This window comes from Candidatus Hydrogenedentota bacterium, from assembly GCA_035416745.1.
Taxonomy (GTDB): Bacteria; Hydrogenedentota; Hydrogenedentia; order Hydrogenedentales; family SLHB01; genus UBA2224.
On sequence record DAOLNV010000035.1, the window covers coordinates 38,566 to 40,764 of the forward strand.

Sequence of the window (2,199 nt, forward strand, 5' to 3'; positions counted from 1 at the left end):
TGCGCGCCCAGCTCCAGTATGCGCGCCTTGAGTGGGGCTGTCCGCTCATCCTGGTCGGATTCCGCGAGGATTGCGCGCGCTTCTTCGATGGATTTCTCGACTCCCACGGAGTCCGCGCGCCGCAGGGCGGCGCAGGCGCGTTCCTCGATGTCATTCGCCTTGAGGAGGCGCAGGCGGGTGTAGCGGTCGTAGTAAGCGCGAAGCAGGCATTCCTGGAAGCGCCAGTTGGCGAGCAGGGCTTCGTCCGCCCCCTTTTCGAGCGATGTCCAGAGAGCGAATGCTTCCTCAACGCCCGCATTCTCCGCGAGGGAGCCGTCGAAGTTCTCCTCAAGCATGTACAGCCCGTCACGCACTTGCTCGGCAATATCCCACCCGAAGAAAAAGCGCGCGTAATCAAGCAGAATATCATCGACACTTCGGTCGGGGTCCCATCCAAGGGCGGTCCACACAACTTTGTTCACATCGTCGCCTACGCCGTCAGAGTAGGTGACGAACCCGTCGCAATACTCGTCGAAGAGATTGTGAATACGGGCTTGACCTTTGGGCCGTGGCGCGAAGGGTTCTCGGCCGAGCGTTCGCGCCAGAGCACGATCCCAGCCAGGCACCGGGTACTGGCCCCGGACGCAGTGACCGATGTCGGCATAGCGGCGAATGGGATATTGTTCGGGCGTGCGTGCGCGCTGTTCCCCAGCCAGGATTCGTGTCCAGGCCCCGTACACGACGCCGGTAACCCAGCCCGGTTGTTCACGCTGGAGGTAGTCGAAAAACCAGTTGTTCTGCTCGGGGTCGAATCCTTGATTGGATACCCAGATGCCGAGATTGGGATGAATCTTTCGTGCTTCTTCCGCGAAGCGGCCGACCCATTCAAGCATGAGATCGGGCCGCCGGTGCTCGCTGTGACCGTCGCCTCCTGTAAGATACAGGTGATCGAGATGGGGGATGGCGCGGAGGGTGCTCAGCTGGTGTTCGAACCCCGAATCCGTGCGTTCATCTGACCTGCCCGTTCCGCCGGACGCGCCCGTGAACAGCCAGAAGTCGTATCCGTAGTCCGCGCAGATGCGCGACCACGCCGCGGCCATCTCGCTTTTGGTCACCTTGGAGTGCGGGCCATCTTTTTCATTGGGGTCCGAGAACGAAGTCGTTTCGAAACTGTTGGCGCCAAAGGCAGCGAGTTCGCGCATGTACTGCTCATAGACCTCCGGCGTCCACGCGTCATAGCAGTGCGACAAGCTCCTGTAGCCGATTTGGTGGCCGCGATAGGGATAACGCGGCGCCGTGGACAGACGGTAATCAGACGCTACCTCGATTCTCCCCGGCGCCATGCGAAGCTGGAGCAACAATCGCCCGGCGGCGAAGAGGACCCCGCGCTCGTCCTGACCGATGAGCATGACCGCGGGCGGTTTGGCGTTCGCGTGTACAGCGATTGCGAACCCTTCCGCACTCTCGGGGACGGTCGTATCGGCAGCAAGGCCGCGGAGATTCTCCGGGATATGCTCTTTCCGGCACAGTAGGATGATGGGGCCGTCTCCGCCGGGCAGCGTTGCCGCCGAAGGCAACGTGATGGCCGTGCGTTTTGCGACCTCTTCCCTGAGCATGCGTGTTGCCGTGGCAACAACGTGGCTATCGTCGGGCGTAACAATGACGGCCCGCGTCAGGTCGAGAGTCTCAGCACCGTAGGCGCAATAGACGCCGATGACACAAAGAAGAAGAACCTGACAAACTCGACGCAAGCAACGTGAAACACGCATGACTTACCCCCTCCATTCGAAGTTCAGCGGCTTCCCATGGGCATCAGCATCGAAGCACGTCTTGACGGAGTCGAAACTCAAACCTCCGGCCGCAGGGTCGTCCGCGCCTTCGAGTGCGTTTTGGTTTGAACTCCTGGTATGGCACAAGACACCGCCTTGCGAACGCCTTAACCCCGTGAGCCGCTGAAGTACATGCTATACATTTTCTGCACGTTCTTCGAGTTTTTGGAAATTCTTGAAACAGAGACCTTTCTTATCGGCATTATGCGCGCGGATGCGATAGAAAGCTCTGTCTCGATCTCGCCTGATCCGGACATGTCTGCCGGCGCCTGGCGGAACAGTGGCGCATGCAAAGGTTTTACAAGGGGCTTAGCGTGGACTTCGAAGTCTTTGACTCCGCAACGGTCTCATCGCGCCAGACGATAGAGTTGGGCGAGCACGGGGAGGAGTA

1 protein-coding gene is annotated in these 2,199 nt (G+C 60.1%); it reads right to left on the bottom strand.

Features of this window, described 5'->3' with window-relative positions; genetic code table 11:
• Positions 1-1,748 (bottom strand): hypothetical protein (locus tag PLJ71_12100; protein HQM49420.1); only part of this gene is annotated, 1,748 nt, incomplete at its 3' end.
• Positions 1,749-2,199 lie beyond the last annotated feature (451 nt).